At 71.7% G+C, this 19,764-nt stretch carries 18 protein-coding genes; 9 read left to right on the top strand and 9 right to left on the bottom strand.

The genetic code is table 11. The features are described from left to right. Positions 1 to 41 precede the first annotated feature (41 nt). The 5 genes from HD596_RS21490 to HD596_RS21470 are packed head-to-tail and all read left to right on the top strand — an operon-like array spanning position 42 to position 4,022. Positions 42 to 1,043 carry a sulfate ABC transporter substrate-binding protein gene (locus HD596_RS21490; RefSeq protein ID WP_221519436.1) on the top strand — a complete coding sequence of 334 codons (1,002 nt, stop codon included), beginning with the start codon at positions 42 to 44 and terminating at the stop codon, positions 1,041 to 1,043. Positions 1,044 to 1,050: 7 nt separating this feature from the next. Further along, the gene (cysT, locus tag HD596_RS21485; protein ID WP_185071133.1) at positions 1,051 to 1,869 is read left to right on the top strand and encodes a sulfate ABC transporter permease subunit CysT; all 819 of its coding nucleotides are present in this window, start codon (positions 1,051 to 1,053) and stop codon (positions 1,867 to 1,869) included. Continuing rightward, positions 1,862 to 2,644 carry a sulfate ABC transporter permease gene (locus HD596_RS21480; RefSeq protein ID WP_185071132.1) on the top strand — a complete coding sequence of 261 codons (783 nt, stop codon included), beginning with the start codon at positions 1,862 to 1,864 and terminating at the stop codon, positions 2,642 to 2,644. The genes cysT and HD596_RS21480 overlap by 8 nt, the downstream gene beginning before the upstream one ends. A 5-nt stretch (positions 2,645 to 2,649) precedes the next feature. Continuing rightward, entirely contained in the window at positions 2,650 to 3,621 is a 972-nt protein-coding gene (locus HD596_RS21475) for a sulfate/molybdate ABC transporter ATP-binding protein (RefSeq protein WP_185071131.1), read from the top strand. Continuing rightward, entirely contained in the window at positions 3,621 to 4,022 is a 402-nt protein-coding gene (locus HD596_RS21470) for an RrF2 family transcriptional regulator (protein ID WP_185071130.1), read from the top strand. The genes HD596_RS21475 and HD596_RS21470 overlap by 1 nt, the downstream gene beginning before the upstream one ends. A gap of 25 nt (positions 4,023 to 4,047) precedes the next feature. Here HD596_RS21470 and HD596_RS61900 read toward each other — a convergent pair whose 3' ends face one another. The 8 genes from HD596_RS61900 to HD596_RS21430 form a co-directional block, all read right to left on the bottom strand. Next, positions 4,048 to 5,676 carry an IS1634 family transposase gene (locus HD596_RS61900; RefSeq protein WP_185071129.1) on the bottom strand — a complete coding sequence of 543 codons (1,629 nt, stop codon included), beginning with the start codon at positions 5,674 to 5,676 and terminating at the stop codon, positions 4,048 to 4,050. Between the two features lie 65 nt (positions 5,677 to 5,741). Beyond that, on the bottom strand, positions 5,742 to 8,402 hold the full coding sequence (locus HD596_RS21460; protein ID WP_185071128.1) for a fumarate reductase/succinate dehydrogenase flavoprotein subunit: 2,661 nt from the start codon (positions 8,400 to 8,402) through the stop codon (positions 5,742 to 5,744). Continuing rightward, positions 8,403 to 9,107, bottom strand: coding sequence for an ABC transporter ATP-binding protein (locus HD596_RS21455; RefSeq protein WP_185071127.1), 705 nt, complete (start codon positions 9,105 to 9,107; stop codon positions 8,403 to 8,405). Beyond that, positions 9,104 to 9,958: an ABC transporter permease gene (locus HD596_RS21450; RefSeq protein ID WP_185071126.1), complete on the bottom strand. Its 855-nt coding sequence runs from the start codon at positions 9,956 to 9,958 to the stop codon at positions 9,104 to 9,106. Before HD596_RS21450 ends, HD596_RS21455 begins: the two co-directional genes overlap by 4 nt. Continuing rightward, positions 9,955 to 11,352 carry an ABC transporter substrate-binding protein gene (locus HD596_RS21445; protein ID WP_221519435.1) on the bottom strand — a complete coding sequence of 466 codons (1,398 nt, stop codon included), beginning with the start codon at positions 11,350 to 11,352 and terminating at the stop codon, positions 9,955 to 9,957. The genes HD596_RS21450 and HD596_RS21445 overlap by 4 nt, the downstream gene beginning before the upstream one ends. Before the next feature lie 11 nt (positions 11,353 to 11,363). After that, entirely contained in the window at positions 11,364 to 11,591 is a 228-nt protein-coding gene (locus tag HD596_RS21440) for a 4Fe-4S dicluster domain-containing protein (RefSeq protein WP_185071124.1), read from the bottom strand. Positions 11,592 to 11,593: 2 nt separating this feature from the next. Next, positions 11,594 to 12,328, bottom strand: a complete 735-nt coding sequence (locus HD596_RS21435) for a GntR family transcriptional regulator (RefSeq protein ID WP_313044635.1) — start codon at positions 12,326 to 12,328, stop codon at positions 11,594 to 11,596. A gap of 414 nt (positions 12,329 to 12,742) precedes the next feature. Continuing rightward, complete coding sequence (locus tag HD596_RS21430) at positions 12,743 to 13,303, bottom strand: NADPH-dependent FMN reductase (RefSeq protein WP_185071123.1); 561 nt, start codon at positions 13,301 to 13,303, stop codon at positions 12,743 to 12,745. 122 nt (positions 13,304 to 13,425) lie between these two features. Between HD596_RS21430 and HD596_RS21425 the strand changes: the two genes are divergently transcribed. The 4 genes from HD596_RS21425 to HD596_RS21410 all read left to right on the top strand — a co-directional run bounded on the left by HD596_RS21425 (position 13,426) and on the right by HD596_RS21410 (position 16,840). Then, on the top strand, positions 13,426 to 14,370 hold the full coding sequence (locus HD596_RS21425) for an AraC family transcriptional regulator (protein ID WP_185071122.1): 945 nt from the start codon (positions 13,426 to 13,428) through the stop codon (positions 14,368 to 14,370). Positions 14,371 to 15,001: 631 nt separating this feature from the next. Further along, positions 15,002 to 15,715 (top strand): hypothetical protein, encoded by a 714-nt coding sequence (locus tag HD596_RS21420; protein WP_185071121.1) that lies wholly within the window; start codon positions 15,002 to 15,004, stop codon positions 15,713 to 15,715. A 41-nt stretch (positions 15,716 to 15,756) separates the two neighbouring features. Next, entirely contained in the window at positions 15,757 to 16,335 is a 579-nt protein-coding gene (locus tag HD596_RS21415; RefSeq protein WP_185071120.1) for a TetR/AcrR family transcriptional regulator, read from the top strand. 28 nt (positions 16,336 to 16,363) lie between these two features. Further along, positions 16,364 to 16,840 (top strand): ester cyclase, encoded by a 477-nt coding sequence (locus HD596_RS21410; protein WP_185071119.1) that lies wholly within the window; start codon positions 16,364 to 16,366, stop codon positions 16,838 to 16,840. 7 nt (positions 16,841 to 16,847) lie between these two features. Here the strand turns inward: HD596_RS21410 and HD596_RS63825 are convergent, their stop codons facing one another. Continuing rightward, positions 16,848 to 19,688 (bottom strand): helix-turn-helix transcriptional regulator, encoded by a 2,841-nt coding sequence (locus tag HD596_RS63825; protein WP_185071118.1) that lies wholly within the window; start codon positions 19,686 to 19,688, stop codon positions 16,848 to 16,850. Positions 19,689 to 19,764: the final 76 nt, after the last annotated feature.

The following is a 19,764-nucleotide window of genomic DNA, read 5'->3' as shown; positions in this document are numbered from 1 at the left end:
ATATCGACTTGTTAAGTAGGGAATGAGGAGAATCGGTGAACGTGCGCAGGCTTCTGGCGACGACTACGGTCATGGCGTCGATCGCCACTCTCGCCGCGTGCGGGGGCGGCGGGGCCGACGGCGGGTCGGGCGGTCAGGTACAGCTGTCGCTGGTGGCGTACTCGACGCCACAGGCGGCCTACGAGAAGATCATCAAGGCCTTCCAGGCCACGCCGGAGGGCAAGAACGTCACCTTCACCAAGTCCTTCGGGGCGTCGGGCGACCAGAGCCGGGCCGTGGAGGCCGGCCTGAAGGCCGACATCGTCGCGTTCTCCCTCGAGCCGGACATGACCCGCCTGGTCAAGAAGGGCCTGGTCGCCGAGGACTGGAGCGCCGGCGAGAACAAGGGCATGATCACCGACTCGGTCGTGGTCATCGCCACCCGCAAGGGCAACCCGAAGAACCTCAAGACCTGGGACGACCTGACCAAGCCGGGCGTCGAGGTCATCACCCCCAACCCGTTCACCTCGGGCGGCGCCCGCTGGAACGTCATGGCCGGCTACGGCGCCAAGTCGAACAAGGGCGCCGACAAGCAGGCCGGCGTGGACTACCTCAACGCCCTGTTCGCGAACGTCCCGGTGCAGGACGACAGCGCCCGCAAGTCGCTGCAGACCTTCTCCAGCGGCAAGGGCGACGCCATCCTCGCCTACGAGAACGAGGCGATCTTCGCCCAGCAGAACAACCAGCCGCTGGACTACACGGTCCCGGACTCCACGATCCTGATCGAGAACCCGGTCGCGGTGACCAAGAACTCGGCCCACCCGAACGAGGCCAAGGCGTTCCTGAAGTTCCTCTACACCACGGACGCGCAGAAGATCTTCGCTGACAACGGCTACCGGCCGGTGGTCAAGGGCGTACAAGGCGTCTCCTTCCCGGCTCCGCCCGCGCTGTTCACCATCGCCGACCTCGGTGGCTGGCCGAAGGTGACCACCGAGTTCTTCGACCCCAAGGGCAGCGTCATGGCAGACGTCGAGCGCAAGCTCGGGGTCTCGATCGAGAAGTAGGGACCACGTGTCCACACAGACTGTCGTCTCCAGGGCGGCGCTCAGCCAGAAGCGGGGCACTGCGCTCGGGCTGGGCGCGGCCGTCCTGTACCTGAGCCTGATCGTGCTGATCCCCCTGGCCGCCGTGGTGCTGCGCTCTCAGGAGCGGGGGATCGCCTACTTCTGGGACGCGGTCACCACGCCGGACGCCTGGGCGGCACTCTCGCTGACGATCGGCGCCTCGGCGATCGTGGCCGTGATCAACCTGGTCATGGGCACGGTCATCGCCTGGGTGCTGGTGCGGGACCGCTTCCCCGGCAAGGCCGTGGTCGACACGCTCATCGACCTGCCGTTCGCGCTGCCCACCATCGTGGCCGGGCTGGTGCTGCTGGCGCTGTACGGCCCGCAGAGCCCGCTCGGCGTCGACCTGGCCTACAGCCGCGCCGGCGTGGTGCTGGCGCTGCTGTTCGTCACCCTCCCGTTCGTGGTGCGCACGGTCCAGCCGGTCCTGCTGGAGCTCGACAGGGACATGGAGCAGGCCGCGGCCTCGCTCGGCGCGAGCACGGCGCAGATCTTCCGGCGCGTCATCCTGCCCAACCTGGTGCCGGCCATGCTGTCGGGCACCGCGCTGGCGTTCTCCCGATCGATGGCCGAGATCGGCTCCGTCGTGCTGATCTCGGGAAACCTCCCGTTCAAGACCCAGGTGGCCTCGGTGCAAATCTTCGGTCAGATCGAAACCGACAACCCGATCGGCGCGGCGGCGGTCTCCACGGTCCTGCTCGTCGTCGCCCTGGTGACGCTGGTCCTGCTGGACCTGCTGCAGCGATGGGGCAGCCGCCGTGGCTAAATACGGACTCCGCGCGCTCGCTCTCGTCTACCTGCTGTTCCTGCTCGTGCTGCCGGTCGTGCTCATCGGCTGGCGCACCTTCGAGAACGGTCTCGGCCCGGTGCTGGAGGCGCTCACCACGCCCCAGGCCCAGTCGGCGTTCCGCGTCACCCTGATCGTCGCGTTCTGGGCCGTGCTGGCCAACACCGTCTTCGGGGTCGGCACGGCGATTCTCCTGGTACGGCACGACTTCCCCGGCAAGCGCCTGCTGAACGCCCTCATCGACCTGCCCATGGCCGTCTCCCCGGTCGTGGTGGGCCTGGCGCTGATCCTGGTCTACGGCCGCTTCGCCCCGGTGGGCGGATGGCTGGAGAACCTCGGCGTCCAGGTCATCTTCTCCATCCCCGGCATGGTCATGGCGGCCGTCTTCATCTCCCTGCCCCTGGTCATCCGGGAGGTGATCCCCGTCCTGGAGGAGCTCGGAGACGAGCAGGAGCAGGCGGCCCGCACGCTCGGCGCCGGCCCTTGGCAGACCTTCCGCCGCATCACCATCCCCGGGATCCGCTGGGCCCTCGCCTACGGGGTCGTGCTCTGCCTGGCCCGGGCGCTGGGCGAGTACGGCGCGGTCGCCGTCGTCTCCGGCCGCCTGGTCGAGAAGACCCAGACGCTGACCCTGTTCGTGGAGGAACGCTTCCAGAACTTCGACGAAGCCTCCGCCTTCGCCGCCGCGACCGCGCTCGCGCTGGTGGCGGTCGTCACCCTCCTGCTCACCAAGATCCTGCGCCCGAAGGGCTGAACCTCATGGCCATCCAAGTAAGCGGCGTCAACAAGGCGTTCGGGGGAACGCCGGTGCTGAGCGACGTCTCCATCGACGTGGCCGCCGGATCCCTGACCGCGCTGCTCGGCCCCAGCGGCGGCGGCAAGTCGACGCTGCTGCGCGTCATCGCCGGGCTGGAGACCCCTGACACGGGCACCGTGCTCATCTCCGGCGTGGACGCCACCAGGCTGTCGCCCCAGCGGCGCAATGTCGGCTTCGTCTTCCAGCACTACGCGGCGTTCAAGCACATGAGCGTGTTCAAGAACGTCGCCTTCGGCCTGGAGATCCGCAAACGACCCAAGGACGAGATCCGCAAGCGCGTGATGGAGCTGCTGGAGCTGGTCCACCTGGAGAACTTCGCCGACCGCTACCCCGCCCAGCTCTCCGGCGGCCAGCGCCAGCGCATGGCGCTGGCTCGCGCGCTGGCGGTCGAGCCGCAGGTCCTGCTGCTCGACGAGCCCTTCGGCGCCCTGGACGCCCAGGTACGCAAGGAGCTGCGGACGTGGCTGCGCCGCCTGCACGACGAGGTGCACGTCACCACCGTGTTCGTCACCCACGACCAGGAGGAGGCGATCGAGGTCGCCGACACCATCGTCGTGCTGGCCGACGGGCAGGTGAAGCAGATCGGCAGCCCCACGGAGGTCTACGACAACCCGGCCGACCCGTTCGTGATGCGCTTCCTCGGCCCGGTCACCGAGCTGGACGGCCACCTGGTGCGCCCGCACGACATCGAGATCGGCACCACCCCGGAGGACGGCAGCATCCCTGCCACGGTCACCCGTATCGTCCGGCTCGGCTTCGAGGTGCGCGTGGAGCTGCTCATCGACGGCCAGGAGGCCTGGGCCCAGGTCACCCGGAGCACCGCCGAGCGCCTGAACCTGCGTCCGGACCAGGTCATCCACGTGTGGCCCAGCCCGGCCGCCCGCTCCCTCGCCCTGAGCACGACCACGGCCTGATGAGGATCTCTGCCCGCACCCACTATGCCCTGCGCGCCGCCGTCGCCCTCGCGGCGGCGCCACCTGGCCCGCTGCCCGCCGAGAAGATCGCCGCCAGCCAGGACATCCCGCGCCGGTTCTGTGACAACATCCTGCTGCAGTTGCGCCGGGCCGGGCTCGTGCGCAGCCAGCGGGGACCTGACGGAGGCTACTGGCTGGCCCGGCCGGCCGAGGAGATCACCCTCGCCGACGTCATCCGCGTGACGGAGGGGATCGAGGACGAGATCGAGCGCTTTCCCGGCGTGGCCGGCCCGCTCACCGACATCTGGACGGCGATGCGCGAGCACGAGCACGCCCTGCTGACCGAGGTCACGCTCGCTGACGTCGTCACCACGGCGGCCAAGGACCCCGCCTCCGGCTAGCCCCGTTTCCGCATGTGAGCGATCTTCAGCGGAGGTCTCGTGGATCGATGTCGAGGAGGTCCAGGAGATGGAGTTGAAGATCGGTGGGTTGCGGGATGGTCGGGGGTGACTGCCCGATGCCCGGGATCAGCCGGATGCCAGTCAGCGCGTCCAGGACGAGCTTGCCGGTGGGAACGGCGGGCCTGCCGGCGTACAACCCGTCGACCTTGGTCGCTCCGCGGGCGGCCAGTGCGAGGCGGACTTGGCGTTCGATCAGGCAGAAGATGAGCAGGGCCAGGCAGATGACGGTGATCAGCGCGTTGATGCGGCGGTTGTTCTTGAGGTACAGGTTGGTGACGGCCAGCGGGCCTTTGAACGCCTGGTAGCGGCGCTCGACGGCTTCCTGGCCTTTGTAGTGGCGCAGCACTTGTTCGGTATCGGCCTGACGTGGGTCGAGGTTGGTCAGCAAGGCGTACCAGCCGTCGGTGGCGGCTTCAGCGTCCAGGGCGTGGGCGTCGAAGTGCCAGGCGAGGGTGGGCTTGCCGGTGAGCCGGTCGGTGCCGGTCTCAGCGGTCAGGTAGGCGCTCACCCGGCGGGCGCGGCCGATCGCGGTGATCCGGTCGGTGACCGCCTGCTCGTCGGGATAGTGGCGGCTGCCCAGGCCGCGTTCCAGCCGGACCAGATCTTCGCGAGCCCGATCCAGCTTCTTGGCCCGGGCGCTGGCGGCCGCCTGGGCGCGGGCCGAGGAATGCACGAAGATGCGCCGCAGCCTCAGCACCGGGTCGTTCTTGCGCGGCCCGGCCAGCGTCATGGTGTCTTCGTGCACGTGCCAGACGCCGCGCCGGTCGGCGCTCTTGCCGGCGTCGCGGGCGGCGATGTAATCCACCGGCCGGGCCGTGGCCAGATCGAGGCCGGCCAGCGTCTGGGCGCTGATGAACATCTTGGAGGCGGGGGCGATGAAACCCACCTCATCGGCGATCATCGCGGCCAGGTTGGCGTAAGAGATCAGCTTGGAATCGCCGACCATGAGGACCTGCTGCGGGCCGGCCAGCCGTTGCAGGGCCTGCATAGCGCCGATGACCTGGGCCACTTCCCCTGCGGCGCCGTCGTAGGCACGGTGAAAGACCGGGATCGCGCCGTCGGAGCTGACGGCGATCCCGCTTTGGATCTGCTTCAGATCCGGCCGCCGGTCCTTGGGATGACCGAACCTGGGTCGTGCGAAGCCGGACTCGGCATCGTCGTAGTCGCCGTGCAGCGAGATCGAGGTCATGTCCCAGTGCAAGCGGGTCACGTCGATACCGAACGCCTCGATCGCGGCCAGCCCGACCGATCCGACGAGCTGATCCAGATGCGGGGCGATGGCATCCAGAGCACGCCCGATCCGGTCATCGTTCAGCAACTCGGGCTCGACGCCGAACGCCTCACCCACCGCCCACTGCCTGGCCCATGCCTGGACGTGCACCAGCGGAGCGGGCGAGGTCAGCCGGTTGGCCACCAGCACCTCGATCACCTGGCCATGAGTCAGCTCTGCGGTATCGCGTACGGGGCAGGCCGCATCCACCAGCTCCCGGATCCGCAGCCGGGAGCAGAACCCTGCCACCACCGGTAACGCTCCCAGTATCTTCTCGACACTGGCCCGACCCCACTCCGCGCGCTGTCTCACCAGCCAGGTCATACCGCGACAACGATCACCACAGCAACCCAGCGATCTTCAAACAACCTCACATGCGGAAAACGGGGCTAGCTCTTCTCGATCGCCCGGCGGGCGTAGGCCCGTACGTCGGCATCCGGATCGTCGATGACGGTGCGCAGCCCGGCGGCCACCTCGGAGGCGGTCGCCCAGGGGGCGAGGGCGAGCACGGCGGCCTTGCGCACGTCCTGGTTGGCGTCCGAGAGGGCCGCGACCAGCGGTTCGATCGCCGTGGCCGGGTCGGCGGCGGCCAGGCAGCGGGCCGCGCCCACGCGTACCTGCCAGTCGGGGTCCGCCAGCCCCTTGACGGCCCGCGACTCCAGCGGGACGCCCGCGGCGCCGGACGCCTCCAGCGCGGCGGCCCTGACCAGCGGGTCGGCGTCGTCCGCGAGCGCCGCCAGCGACTCTGTCGATCTGCCGATGAGGCCGAGACCCTTCGCCACCCATACGCGCACCTCGCGGGACGGGTCGGCGGCGGCCGTGGCCACCAGGCCGGCCTCGTCGAGCGAGACCAGCCCGCGGATCGCCTCGATGCGCACCCGGCGGTCGGGGTCGCCGATCCCCGCCGCGAACGCCTCCCGGTCGCCGAGCCGCAGCGCGCGCAGCACGTCGAGCGCGGTGGCCCGGACGACCGCGTCCGCGCCGGTCAGGCACCCCGCCAGGGCCGCGCCCAGCGAAGGGGTGGCCGGCAGCACTTCGACCAGCTCCCTCAGCCCGGTCGCCGCGGCCCGCCGCACGGTGCCGTGGCCGTCCCCGAGCGCGGCGACCAGCGCCTCCCCCGCCCCCTCGGGGACGGTCTCGGTGAGCGTGGCGATGGCGGCCCGCCGCACCTTGGGGTCGGGGTCGGCGAGGTAGGGGGCGAGCCGCCGCACGTCGGGCTGCTCCTCGGCCAGCCGGTGCAGCTCCAGGATCCGGGGCGAGCGCCCCACGGCCGCCCGCTCCTTCCGCGCGCCGTCCGCGCGCCGCACGGTGGCCGCCGACTGCGCGCCCAGCAGCACCGGCTCGCCCGCGACCGGCTCGAACTCCGGCACGGGCACCAGGTACGGCTCCACCGGCCGCTTGACGAACTCCATCGCGCCGTCGGCCCGCTTGCGGAGGTTCAGGTGGTACAGCCACGTGCCGTCGTCGCGGCCGGGCAGGTCGGCGCGCTCGTGGTAGAGGCCCCACCGGCTCTCGGTACGGGTGAGCGAGGACCGGGCGGCCATCTCGGCGCAGTCGCGGATGAACGTGACCTCCACGCAGCGCATCAGCTCGTGCGGGGTGCGCGCGCCCATCGCCGCGATCTCCTCGCGCATCCGCTCGAACGACTCCAGCGCGATGTCCAGCTTGGCGGCCGTCTTCGGCGGGGCCACGTAGTCGTTGACGAAGCGGCGCAGCTTGTACTCCACCTGCTGCTGCGGCGGCCCGTCGGGGTTGGCCAGCGGGCGGTAGACCAGCGCGTGCGCCTCCGCGATCTGGTCCTCGGGCAGGGCCTCCGGCCGGACGTGGTGCTCGGCCGCGTGCGCCCCGGCCAGGTCGCCGAAGACGAACGCGCCGATCATGTAGTTGTGCGGCACGCAGGCCAGGTCGCCGGCCGCGTACAGGCCCGGCACGGTGGTGGCGCCGTGCTCGTCCACCCAGACCCCCGAGGCGGAGTGGCCGCCGCACAGGCCGATCTCGGAGATGTGCATCTCCACGTCGTGGGTGCGGTAGTCGTGGCCGCGCCCGGCGTGGAAGGTGCCGCGGGTGGGGCGCTCGGTGGTGTGCAGGATGCCCTCCACCGCGGAGATCGTCTCCTCGGGCAGGTGGGTGAGCTTGAGGTAGATCGGCCCGCGGGCCGAGGCGATCTCGGCGGCGACCTCGGACATCATCTGGCCCGACCAGTAGTCGGAGTCGACGAACCGCTCCCCCCGGTTGTTGACCTGGTAGCCGCCGAACGGGTTGGCCACGTACGCGCAGGCCGGGCCGTTGTAGTCCTTGATGAGCGGGTTGATCTGGAAACACTCGATGCCGCTGAGCTCGGCGCCCGCGTGATAGGCCATGGCGTGGCCGTCGCCGGCGTTGGTGGGGTTCTCGTAGGTGCCGTAGAGGTAGCCGCTGGCCGGCAGCCCGAGCCGCCCGCTGGCGCCGGTGGCCAGGATCACGGCGCCGGCCCGCACCGTGACGAACCGCCCCGACCTGGTGTCGAACCCGGCGACCCCGACCGCCCGGCCGTTCGAGGTGAGAACCCTGACCGGCATGACGCGGTTCTCGATGCGGACCCGTTCCCTGATGTCGCGGCGGCGCAGCACCCGGTAGAGGACCTTCTTGACGTCCTTGCCCTCGGGCATCGGCAGGACGTAGCTGCCCGAGCGGTGCACCCTGCGCACCGCGTACTCGCCGTACTCGTCCTTCTCGAACTTCACGCCGTACCGCTCCAGGCGCCGGACCATCGCGTGGCCCCTCGTGGCGGTCTGGTAGATCGTCTTCTGGTTGACGACGCCGTCATTGGCCCTGGTGATCTCGGCGACGTAGTCCTCGGGGGTGGCCTTGCCGGGGATGACGGCGTTGTTGACGCCGTCCATGCCCATGGCCAGCGCGCCGCTGTGCCGTACGTGCGCCTTCTCCAGCAGCAGGACGTCGGCGCCGCGCTCGGCGGCGGTGATCGCGGCCATCGTGCCCGCGGTGCCGCCGCCGACGACGAGCACCTCGCACTCCAGGCTCAGGCGGTCCTCGATCGGGGGGATCTCCATCTACAACTCCTTCAGGATCCTGGCGCGCAGTTCGTCGCGGTCGCCGCCGGCCACGCCGAGCACCGAGCGGACGTCCTGGCCGCCCAGCACCACCACGCGGTCGGCCAGCAGCAGCGCCTCGTCCACGTCGTGGGTCACGAAGATCACGGTGGCCCGGGTGCCGCGCAGCACGTCGAGCAGCAAGCGCTGCATCTGCGCCCGGGTCTGGGCGTCCAGCGCGCCGAACGGCTCGTCCATCAGCACGGCCCTGGGCGCCCCCGCGAGCGCGCGGGCGAGCTGGACGCGCTGCCGCATGCCGCCGGACAGCTCGCGGGGCAGCTTGTCCTGCGCCCCCGCGAGGCCCACGCGCTCGATCCACTCGCGCGCCTGCGCCGCGCGCTCGCGCCGCGCCACTCCCCGGATCTTCAACGGGAGCTCGACGTTGCGCCGGACCGTCCGCCACGGCAGCAGGCCGTCGTCCTGGAAGACCATCGCGCGCTCTCCCGAGGTGCCCGCGACCTCGGCGCCGTCCGCGAGGATCCGCCCCTGGTACGGCGGCAGCAGCCCGGCCAGCGCCCGCAGCAGCGTGGACTTGCCGGAGCCCGAGGCCCCGACGACGACCAGCACCTCGCCCGGCACGATCTCCAGATCGACCTCGCGCAGCACCAGGCCGCCGCCGTAGCCGAGGGACAGCCCGTCGAGGGCGAACCCCAGCCCCGCCGTCATCGCCCGCTCCCTTCCGCCCGGGGCAGCCAGCGGGTGATCCGGCGGCCGACCAGCTCGACCACGGCCGAGGTGAGCCAGCCGAGCAGGCCGATGGTGATCATCCCGACGATCACCGCGGGGTAGTCCACGAGCGTGTACGACTGCCAGGTCCGGTAGCCGATCCCGAACTCGCCGGAGATCATCTCGGCCGAGATCACGCAGATCCACGACACGCCCATGCCGACCGACAGCCCGCCGAACACGCCCGGCAGGATCCCGGGCAGCACGACGTACCGGAGCACGTGGCAGCGCCCGCCCCCGAGCGTCCTGACCGCGTCCTCCCAGAGCGTCGGCAGCGCCCGCACGGCGTGGCGCGTGCTCACCATGATCGGGAAGAACGCCGCCACGAACGTGATGAACACGATGCCCTGCTCGTCCGTCGGGAACAGCAGGATCGCCACCGGCACCAGCGCGATGGCCGGGATCGGGCGGACGGCTTCCAGCAGCGGCAGCAGCACGTCACGCGTGCGGCCCGACCTGCCCACGAGCACGCCCACCCCGATGCCCGCCACCGTGGCCAGGCCGAAGCCGGTGAGGATCCGGATCAGGCTCTGGAGCAGGTCGAGCAGGTAGACCTGGGTGGCGAGCTGCCTGGCCGCCTCGCGGGCGATCTCGTCGAGCGTCGGCAACCGGTCGAACCTGAGCCACAGCCGGGCGTCGGTCACGGTGAGCAGCTGCCACAGCCCGGCCGCCGCCGCCACGGACGCCGCCCTGACGGCCCACCGCCCCTTGCCGGCTCGGGGCGGCGCGGCGACCTTCCGCGCTCTCCCGGAGCCGGTCGTCTCGCGCGGGAGTACCTCGGCGCTCGTCATGCGTCGCCGCCCCGCCCGGCCGCCTTCAGCGCGGCCTCGTAGGAGACGGGCTCGGTCCCGGGGTGCGCCTTCCGGTAGGCGTCGGCGCCGTCCTGCGTGGTGAACGGCAGGAACCGCGACCGTTCGGGAGCCGCCGGGTCCCGGAGCCAGACCGAGCCGTCGGCGAACCACCGGGTGCCCGTGGTCGTGTCGGGCACGTACGCGGCGCGCACCGCCGTACCGGCCTTGGCGATCTGGCGCAGCAGGCAGGTGGGCGTGGCCGCGGGCCGCGTCGTCGCCGCCCCGGCCGCCCACAGCTCGGACGCCGTCCCCGGGTCGGTGACCTGGCCGCCGCAGACGGGGTCGGTGCCGGTGATCCTGGCGGGGTTCGCGGTGGAGGCCAGGTCCTTGTCGTACGCGGGCCCGTACGCCTTGCGCAGGTAGGCGTCGTTGACGAAGGAGGAGACGTCCACCCCGGCGAAGTCGGTGCCGATGCGCTTGAGGAACGGCACGTCGTGCTCGTGCGCCGCCTTGAGCTGCGGCTTCAACGTGACGTCGAACGTCGAGATGCCGCCGGGGCCGTTGTAGAGGTAGACCACCTCGGCCGGCAGGCCCGTGGTCCCGGCCACCGACTCGGCGGCCTCCAGCGGGTGCTCGTGCAGATAGCGGGTGGCGTCGATCTGCGCCTTGAGGAAGGCGTCCACGACCTCGGGGTGCTCCTTCGCGTACGCCTGACGCACCACCACACCGTGGAACGTGGGCACGTCCAGCGCGGAGCCGTCGTAGACCAGCCGCCCCTTGTGCTGGAAGACCAGCAGCCCCGGCCAGGCCACGAACTGCGCGTACGCCTGCACCCCGCCCGACTCGAGCTGGGAGGCGCCCACCGCGGGCTGGTGGTTGACCACCTCGACACCCGTGACCCCGGCCTTCTCCAGGGCCTGGACCAGCGTGCCGTGCCCGGCCGAGCCCAGGCTGGCGGAGATCTTCGCGCCCTTCAGGTCCGCGAGGGTCTTCGCCGCGGAGCCGGGCGGGACGACGACCATGTTGAGCCCGCCGCGCAGGTTGTAGCCGGTGATCGAGACCAGCTCCGTACGGGCGGCCGGGATCCCCTGGGTGCGGGAGGCGTTGATCAGCAGCGGGTAGTCGCCCATCGAGCCGATGTCGATCTTCCCGGCCACCATCTTCGCGGTGATGGGGGCGCCGGTGTCGTAGTCCTGCCACTCGACGGAGTACTTGCCGCCGAGCCGCTTCTCCAGGTAGCCGAGCGAGCGCAGCAGCGTGCCCGCCGTCACCGTGTTGATGGTCTTCGACTGGTAGCCGATGACGATCTTCGTCTTGCCTTCGCCGCCCGCCGCGCCGGTGACCGAGCACCCGGCCGCCGCCAGCAGCGCGACGGCCGCCAGGGCCTTGCGCATCGTGCTCTCCCTCATCGCAGCAGGTAGGGGATGTTGATGGTGACCGCGTCCACGGGGCACCGCGCGGCGCAGGGGCCGCAGTACCAGCACTCGTCCACGTGCATGTACGCCTTGCCGGTCTCGTCGCTGATCGCGAGCGAGTCCAGCGGGCACGCCTCGACGCAGAGCGTGCAGCCGTCGATGCAGAGCGCCTCGTCGATGGTCACGGGGACCTCGACCCGCTGGTTGATCAGGGCCATCGTCACTCCTTGCCCGCGGCGCGGTTCAGGTGCCCGCGCATGGTCAGCCGGTCGCCCCTGAAGCGGATGAACTCCAGGTCGACCGGTCGGCTGTCGGCCAGGTGGGTGAGCCGTTCGACCATGAGCAGCGCGGCGCCGGGCGGCGCGTCGAGCACGGCCGCGGTGTGCGCGTCGGCGTTGACCGCCTCCAGGGTGAGGTCGGCCGTGCCGAGCGGCTGGCCCGTGATGCTCTCCAGCAGCACGAAGATGTCGTTGTGCTCCAGGTCGGCGTCGAACAGCGGCTCTCCGACGTCCCGCACCAGGTACGTCAGGTCCAGCGAGAGCGGCAGGCCGTTGAGGCGGCGCAGCCGTTCGAGGTAGACGACCTGCTCGCCGGCGGGCAGGTTGAGCCGGTGGCTGACCGCCCTGGGCGGCTCCATCAGGGTCATGGTCCTGACCTGGTTGGTGACCTCGCCGTGCTCGTGCAGGGTCTCGGCCAGGCCGAGCAGCCGGTGCAGGCCGTGCGGGTACTTCTCCCTGGCCACCGTGGTGCCCACGCCCGGACACCGCTCGACCAGGCCCTCCTCGCGCAGCAGCCCGAGCGCCTCGCGCACGGTGTTGCGCGAGGCGCCGAACTCGCGCGCCAGCGCCGCCTCCAGCGGCAACTGGCCGCGCGGGAAATGCCCGTGGACGATCTGCCTGCGCAGCAGGTCGGCCACCTGCCGGGCATGGTCGGCCCGGCGCCGTGTGGGTCCCACTTGTGCCTCCCGGCGGTCCTCAATCGGCCTCCGACAAGCACAACCTAGCAATCCGATAGGGAAATAGGGATAACGGTCGGATTGCGCCACCCGACCGTCCCGCCATTCCACCCCCGATCAGCCGTTCCCCCGGCACGCCCCCAAGATCTGCCACCCCTCCACCGCCAGGTGGCCGCGTTCCCCCGCCGCCTCACTACGGCACCAACCGGACGCGTCCTCGCCCGCTCCCCCACGGACGGCCGCTCCCGCCATCCCGCGACACCAACCGGGTGCGCTTGAACCGCGTGTGCCAGGGTGCCCGCCCCGGCCCCGCGCTCGGCCCGTCGGTGGTCGGTGAGGTCGCCGGGCCGCAGCCGTACCACCGCACCGACGGGCCGAGCGCCGACGGCAGCCGGCCGGCTCGCGTGTTCGCAGTCAGGCCGCGCGCAGCGGGCGGAGGGCGCCTCCCCAGGCGAGGACCTGGTCGAGCAGGACGCCGAGCTTGTCCTCGTGAACGGCGGCGGGCTTGAACGTGGTCATGTTCTCGAAGTCCGTGAAGACCGAGAGCGCGACCTGCTGCTGCACCGTGGCCACGCCGACATTGGACAGGACGTCGCGCAGGTGCCCGACGGCCTGGACCGCGCCGCCCACGCCGTAACCCACGAAACCGGCCGCCTTGTTGGTCCACTCCGCGTACAGGAAGTCGACGGCGTTCTTCAGCGAGCCCGGGATCGAGTGGTTGTACTCGGGCGTCACGAAGACGAACGCGTCGAAGGATGCGATCTTCGCCCCCCACTGCTTGGTGTGCTCGTGCGTGTAGTTCCCCGCGGCGGGGTGCTGCGGCTCGTCCAGGTTGCCCAGGGTGTAGTCCTTCAGGTCCACCAGCTCGTACTCGGCGTCGCCGCGCTTGACCGCCAGGTCGTGGACCCACTGCGCGACCGCCTCGCCGTTGCGGCCGGGACGGACGCTGCCCACGATGATGCCAACCTTGATCATGTCAATCGGTCCTCTCAGGGAGTCAAGAATTGCCTGACCCACACTAGGAGCCGATCTTGAGATATCCAATGCTTCAAAAGCTACTTTTTATACGTCAGAGTCTCTGGGCTTAGACTGGTGACATGGATGTGCTGAGCGACGTCGTCGCCCTCATGCGTACCGGCCGCCCGACCTCCGTGCGCATCTCCTGGCGGGCCCCCTGGGGCAGGGAGTTCCCGAAGGCGCCGGGGTCCGCCGGTTTCCAGATGGTGCTGCGCGGGTCCTGCTGGCTCATCCCGCCCGGCGGCGACCCCATGCCGCTGAGCGTAGGCGACGTGGTCTTCTTCCCGCACGGCGACGGGTACGGCCTGGCCGACAGTCCCGGTACGCCGCTCGCCGCACCGGTCTGCAATCCGTACCTGGACTCCGAGCTGTTCGCCTCGACCGTCGAGGGCGGCGACGGGGCCGAGACGGTCACCCTCTGCTGCGGCTACCACCTCGACCCCACCAGGACCCACCCGATCCTGAACGCGCTGCCCGACGTGATCCACCTGCCGACGACGCTCGGCCACCACCCCGAGCTCCGGGCCGCCGTCGAGCTGCTCGCCGGCGAGATCGACAACCCCCGGCCGGGCGCCGACACCGTGGTCACGTCCCTGCTCGACGTTCTCCAGCTCTACATCCTGCGGGCCTGGTTCGACCTGGAGTCCGAGGCGTGCAGGGAGTCGGGCTGGGCCGCCGCGCTGGCCGACCCGGCCATCGGCCGCGCGCTGGACGCCATCCACCGCGCCCCCGCCCACCGCTGGACGGTCGAGTCGCTCGGCGCCCACGCCGGGCTCTCGCGCGCCGGCTTCGCCCGCCGCTTCACCTCCCTCGTCGGGCAGCCGCCGCTGGCGTACCTCACGTGGTGGCGCCTGGCCACGGCGGCCCGCATCCTGCGCGAGTCCGACGTCTCGGTGGGGGAGGTGGCGCAGCGGGTCGGGTACGGGTCGGAGTTCGCGTTCGGGAACGCGTTCAAGCGACAGTACGGGCTGGCGCCCGGGAAGTACCGCCGCCAGGTGTGCGAAGAGGCGCGTACAGCCTCGTGAGATTTGGGGGGTGACTGGGGTAGATGGGGATCGGCTACCCCACAATGGACCAATGGCATACCCTCCGCAGCCTCCCCCGCCCCAGCCCCAGCCGGAAGGCCCGTGGGGCGCGCAAGGAGCGCCGCAGGGGTACGGCCCGCAGCACTACGGCCCGCCACCCGGCCAAGCCGGCCCTCCGCAGCCCGGCTACGGTCAGGGCCAACCGGGATACGGCCAACCCGGACACCCCGCTCCACCCGGATACGGCCCACCCCCTGGGCAGAGTCCTCCCGCGTCCGGATACGGCCCGGCCTCCGGGCAAGGAGCCCCGCAGCCCGGATACGGGCCACCTCCTGCGCAGGGAGCCCCTCCACCCGGATACGGGCCACCCGCTGGGCAGGGAGTCCCTTCACCCGGATACGGCCCGGCCTCCGGGCAAGGAGCCCCGCAGCCCGGATACGGCCCGGCCTCCGGGCAAGGTGGCTACGGGGCCGGGCAGGGGCAGCCGCCGGGATCGGGCGCGCCGCCGTACGGCAACCAGACCGGCCCCCAAGGGACGCTGCTGCTCCCGGCCCCAGGCCCCCTCCCAGGGCCGCCGCCGGCCCCGGCTGCACCGCGGAAGAGCGCCAACGCCCTGGTCATCGGCCTGGTCGTGGGCCTGTTCTCGGTCCTCCTGATCGGCGGCGGGGTCGTCGCGTTCCTCTACATGCGCGACTCCGCCCAGAACTCGCCCGTCGCCCTGCCGACCGCCGACCCGGTCCCCACGACCACGACGGCACCGCAGTCCGACCCGCCATCGACCACCCCGTCGGACCCGCCCGCCTCCGAGCCCGCCCAGCCCACCCCGGCCCCCAGCGACACCAAGTCCGCCACCTCGAAGCGGGTGGATCCCGGCTCGCCGCTCACCGACGACGAGTTCGAGGACTGGGACTTCAAGCTGGGAGACGTGAAGCTCCAGGCCAAGAAGGTGGCCGGGTGGACGTACGACAGCTGCGACCCGGTGGACGGCCAGGGCGTGCTGGCCAAGAACCACTGCCTGCGGGCCGTCCAGCTCGCGTACTCGGCGTACGGCGGGCACATCAAGGCGGTCCAGCTCGTGCTCTCCTTCCCCAGCGAAGGCGCCGCGAAGACGGCGGCCACGCGCCTGGCGTCGCTCACCTCGGACGCGGTCAAGTGGCACACGGACAGGACGCACAAGAGTTACGTCTACGGCAAGATGCGCTCGGGCGCGTCCAAGAAGTACGTGGTCATCACGGTCCTCACCGCGGACAAGGCCGCCAAGCCCATGGCCACCTACTACCACCAGTACCTGCAGAGCGACATCGCGAGCTACTTCCTCTTCCGCGACCTGACCATCACCAGCTGACGGATCAACGCTAGAACTGCTAGTCATGCTAGCGTGGACGTATGTCGATAGCCGCCCGCCGAGCACGCGAACGCGCGCAGCGCCACCAGCTGATCATCACCGCCGCCCGCGAGCTGGCCGAGTCCGAGGGCTGGGAGGCCGTGACGACCCGGCGCCTGTCGGAGCGGGTCGAATACAGCCAGCCGGTGCTCTACAGCCACTTCAAGGGCAAGGACGCCATCGTCCGGGAGGTGGCGATCGAGGGGTTCGTGGAGCTGGCGGACGAGCTCCGGGCAGCGCGGACGGCGGGCGGCGACCCCCAGGCGGTGCTGCGCCGGGTGGCGACGGCCTACCTCGACTTCGCCCGCACCCGCCGCGCCCTGTACGAGGCCATGTTCGTCATGCCTGTGGCCATCCCCTTCGCCACCGACGAGACGCCGCAGGAGCTGCGGGCGGCGTTCGGCGAGTTCGTGCTCGCGCTGGAGCCGGTGGCCGGCGAGCACCATCCCGGCGTCTTCGCCGAGGTGGTGTGGGCCGCCCTGCACGGCCTGGCCACCCTGGCCCACGACCGGCGGATCCCGGCCGAGCACCAGGAGCTCAGGATCGACCTCCTCATCGACCACCTCACCCGCCCTGGCTGAGACGGCCGGCGAGGCGCACACTGGCGGCATGGCATTCGACGTCGACGGTCTCCTCCGCCTGTGGACCAGCCCGCTGCCTCCGGCAGGCGAGGTGGAGGCGGCGTTCCGGGTGTATTACACCGACCCCGTACGGGTCAACGGCGCCCTGCTCACGGCCTCCGACCTGGTCGCCAGGGCCCGGGCCATGCAGGCCACCTTCGAGGATCCCGAGCGCGAGGTGCTCGACCTCGTCGAGACGGGCGACAAGGTGGCGGTGGCGTTCAGGATGCGCGGCAAGCAGGTCGGCCCGCTGGCGACCTCGGCCGGGCTGCTCCCGCCCACGGGCCGCCTGCTGGACCTGCGCGTCATGGACATCCTCACCATCACGGACGGCCGCATCAGCAACGTCTGGATGACCGCCGACGAGCTCGGCGCGCTGCACGCCCTCGACGCCGTCACCCTCACCCGGCCCCACCTGACCGCGCTGCACACCTTCGACGCCGTCACCCTCGCCCCGCCCACCTGACCGCGCGCTACGCCAGCAGCCCCAGCCGCCGTCCGGCCGCGGCCGCCTGCGTGCGGGTGGAGACCTCCAACTTCCCCAGGATGTTGGACACGTGCACGCTGACCGTCTTCTGCGCGATGAACAGCCGTTCCGCGATCTCCCGGTTGGTCAGGCCCTCGGCGACCAGCCGCAGCACCTCCGCCTCGCGGGCCGTCAGCCCGCCGTCGCCCTGGCCGCCGCCGTGTCCGCCACCGTGTCCGCCACCGTGTCCGCCACCGTTCCTGCCACCGTGCCTGCCACTGGGCCCGCCGCCGTGCCTGCCACCGGGCCCGCCGGCAGGCCCGAACCGGGCCCGCCGCCCGAACTCCAGCAGCGCGTTGGCCAGCGGCCTGGCCCGCAGCCGCTCCGCCGTCTCCAGCGCCAGGGCCCACTCCGCCTGCGCCTCCTCCCGCTCGCCGGCCGCCAGCAGCGCCTCGGCCAGCCGCCAGCGGGCCCGCGCCACCTCGTAGACGAACCCGAAGTCGAACGCCTCCACGACCCGGCGCCACAGCTCCACATCGAGCCGCCCGTGCACGCGATGCCACTCGGCCTCCACCCGCGCCGCCCAGGCCAGCCCCTCGGGCCCCAGGTGACCGGGCTCGCCGGTGGGACCGGAGTCGACGGACAGGCGGGCGCGGGCGTACAGCTCGTCGGCCCCCTCGGTGGTGCCGAGCTCGGCCAGCGCCCACAGCCCGATGGCGACCACCCGCAGCACCCAGGCGTAGCCGTCGGCCATCGGCGCCAGGAGCGCCCGGACGTGGTCGAGGGCCGTCGCGGGGTCGCCGTGCCAGAGCGCGTGCTCGGCGGCCAGTCCGCGCGACATGTACGCGGGCAGCTCGTCGTACCAGAACGGCCGCACCCAGCTCAGCCGCGCCTCGACCCCGGGCAGATCCCGCGCCACCTCGATGAACAGCGCGAACGACGACAGCGTCGCCTCCGGCAGCGTGCCCACCCGGGCCCCGAAGCCGGACGCGACCGCCTCGGCCTCGTCCCACTCGCCGGCCACGTAGTGGATCATGAACCGCAGGAAGCGCAGGTCGGTGCCGTACGTGCTCCACTTGAGCCCGGTCTCGGACGCCATGCGGACGCCGGCGTCGGCCACCTCGGCGGCCTTGGCCAGCAGGCCCTGCTCGTAGTGGATGCGGGCGTGCTGGAAGTGGGCGCGCAGGTCCATCGCCAGGTCGCCGGACCCCTCGGCGGAGGCCGTCTCGACCAGCTCGTGGGCCCTGGCCACGTCGCCCTGGTGCTCCACGTAGACGGCCAGCGTGAGCAGGGCGCCCACCTCGGCGTCCCTGGCGCCGGACGCGCGCGCGGTCTCCAGCGCCCGCGCGGTCAGGGCCTCGATGTCGCGGTGGCGGGGGCTCCACAGCAGGGTGCGGGCATGCGTGGCCAGGGCGCGGGCGAGCGCGGCCTGATCCTCGGCGCTCTCCACCGCGCGTTCCGCCGCCGCGATGGCGGCCGGCTGGTCGTCGGCTTCGTAGAGGTAGTAGGCCAGGCGTTCGCTGACCTCCGACGTCGGCGGCAGGGCCTTGAGCTGGGTGACCGCGCGATGGTTGTCGCCGCTGTCGGCCGCCGACACGGCGCTGCGGAGCGCCAGCGCGAACCGGCTCTCCCCGGCCAGCTCCGCCGCGCCCTCGACCCGGTCCCACAGGCCGAGCACCTGGTCGTAGTGGCTGTGCGCCTCGGCGGGCGCCCCGAGCCGCTCGGCCAGGCGCCCCGCCTCGGCGGAGGCCGCCAGCGCCCCGGCCAGGTCGTGACTGGCGAGGTGGTGGTGGGCCAGCTCGGCGGGCGAGGTCAGCAGCTTGGCGAAGGCGGCGTGCAGCCGTGTGCGCTCTCCGGGCAGCAGATCGGTGTAGACCGCCTCCTGCAGCAGGGCGTGGCGGAAGGTGTAGCCGTAGCCGTCGACCCTGAGCAGCCCGCGCGAGACGATCTCCCTGACCGCCTCCTCGAACTCCGCCAGCGGCAGCCCCGACACCTCCCGCAGCAGCTCGTCCTCCACCCGCCGGCCCGCCACGGCGGCGGCCCGCAGCACCCGCTGCCCGGCCTCCGACAGCAGCTCGACCCTGGACATCAGCAGGCTGGCCAGCCCGTCGGGCAGGCTGTCGCCCTCGGCCATCGCCGCGAACAGCTCCTCGGCGTAGAACGGGTTGCCGTCGGCGCGGGTCACGATGAGGCCGAGCTCCTGAGCGCCCACCTCCCCCAAAGTGGCGACATAGTCGGACATGTCGCCGGAGCCCAGCGGCCCCAGCTCGACGCCCATGACCGTGGGCAGCCGCCGCAGCTCGGCCAGCACGGACCGGAGCGGGTGGCGGCGGTGAAGGTCGTCGGTGCGGTAGGTGCCGACCACGCAGACCCGCTCGGTCTGCACCATGCGGCTGAGGAAGACCAGCAGGTCGCGGGTGGACCGGTCGGCCCAGTGCAGGTCCTCGATCACGAACAGCACCGGCTGCACGTCGGCCAGCAGCCCCAGCAGCGAGCCGAACAGCCGCTGCTGCGTGAGCCCCGCCGACGGGGCGCTCTCCATGCCCGGCAGCAGCTGGCCCAGCATGGGATGGGCGGCGGCGGCCTCGCGCACGGCCGGCTCCGCGCCGCGCAGCGCGTCGGCCAGCGGCAGGTAGGGCAGGGCGTCGCCCAGCTCGGCGCACTGGCCGACCAGCACGTGGAAACCGCGCTCGCGGGCCTCGGACACCAGCTCGGAGATCAGCCGGGTCTTGCCGATGCCCGCGTCTCCGCCGACGAGCGCCACCCCGGCCGTGCCCTCGGCTGCCGACTGCAGCACTTGCACAAGTCCGGACAACTCTGCAGAGCGCCCGACGAGAAGACCGTTCACGCCAGAAACTATGCCACGCTGCGCCGACAACTTATTGGTCCAGGAAACTCAAGCAAGATTGGCCCTCTTCTTCATA

The organism is Nonomuraea jabiensis, from assembly GCF_014204795.1.
Classification (GTDB): Bacteria; Actinomycetota; Actinomycetes; order Streptosporangiales; family Streptosporangiaceae; genus Nonomuraea; species Nonomuraea jabiensis.
This window is presented reverse-complemented; position numbering and strand designations above follow the sequence as displayed.

Excerpts from the sequence above, each read along its gene's own strand:
- HD596_RS21430 (WP_185071123.1), bottom strand. The coding sequence starts at position 13,303 with ATGATCAAGGTTGGCATCATCGTGGGCAGCGTCCGTCCCGGCCGCAAC.
- HD596_RS21470 (WP_185071130.1), top strand. The coding sequence starts at position 3,621 with ATGAGGATCTCTGCCCGCACCCACTATGCCCTGCGCGCCGCCGTCGCC.
- HD596_RS21410 (WP_185071119.1), top strand. The coding sequence starts at position 16,364 with ATGGCATTCGACGTCGACGGTCTCCTCCGCCTGTGGACCAGCCCGCTG.
- HD596_RS21425 (WP_185071122.1), top strand. The coding sequence starts at position 13,426 with ATGGATGTGCTGAGCGACGTCGTCGCCCTCATGCGTACCGGCCGCCCG.
- HD596_RS61900 (WP_185071129.1), bottom strand. The coding sequence starts at position 5,676 with ATGACCTGGCTGGTGAGACAGCGCGCGGAGTGGGGTCGGGCCAGTGTC.
- HD596_RS21440 (WP_185071124.1), bottom strand. The coding sequence starts at position 11,591 with ATGGCCCTGATCAACCAGCGGGTCGAGGTCCCCGTGACCATCGACGAG.
- HD596_RS21460 (WP_185071128.1), bottom strand. The coding sequence starts at position 8,402 with ATGGAGATCCCCCCGATCGAGGACCGCCTGAGCCTGGAGTGCGAGGTG.
- HD596_RS21415 (WP_185071120.1), top strand. The coding sequence starts at position 15,757 with ATGTCGATAGCCGCCCGCCGAGCACGCGAACGCGCGCAGCGCCACCAG.
- HD596_RS21450 (WP_185071126.1), bottom strand. The coding sequence starts at position 9,958 with ATGACGAGCGCCGAGGTACTCCCGCGCGAGACGACCGGCTCCGGGAGA.
- HD596_RS21455 (WP_185071127.1), bottom strand. The coding sequence starts at position 9,107 with ATGACGGCGGGGCTGGGGTTCGCCCTCGACGGGCTGTCCCTCGGCTAC.
- HD596_RS21475 (WP_185071131.1), top strand. The coding sequence starts at position 2,650 with ATGGCCATCCAAGTAAGCGGCGTCAACAAGGCGTTCGGGGGAACGCCG.
- HD596_RS21445 (WP_221519435.1), bottom strand. The coding sequence starts at position 11,352 with ATGCGCAAGGCCCTGGCGGCCGTCGCGCTGCTGGCGGCGGCCGGGTGC.